A 233-nucleotide genomic window follows, 5' to 3' on the forward strand; every position below is an offset into this window, starting at 1 on the left:
GCTACTGGACCTCAAGGTGTTCAAGGTAACACAGGTGCTACGGGTGCTACTGGACCTCAAGGTGTTCAAGGTAACACAGGTGCTACGGGTGCCACTGGACCTCAAGGTGTTCAAGGTAACACGGGTGCCACTGGACCTCAAGGCGTTCAAGGTAACACGGGTGCCACTGGACCTCAAGGTGTTCAAGGTAACACGGGTGCCACTGGACCTCAAGGCGTTCAAGGTAACACGGG

Annotated in this window: 1 pseudogene; it reads left to right on the top strand. The window is 55.8% G+C overall.

Annotation, left to right across the window (positions count from 1 at the left end):
- Window positions 1-233, top strand: a pseudogene (locus tag DOS87_RS30345) (collagen-like protein); the annotation flags it as partial.

It is taken from the genome of Bacillus sp. CR71, from assembly GCF_003429245.1.
GTDB lineage: Bacteria > Bacillota > Bacilli > Bacillales > Bacillaceae_G > Bacillus_A > Bacillus_A thuringiensis_S.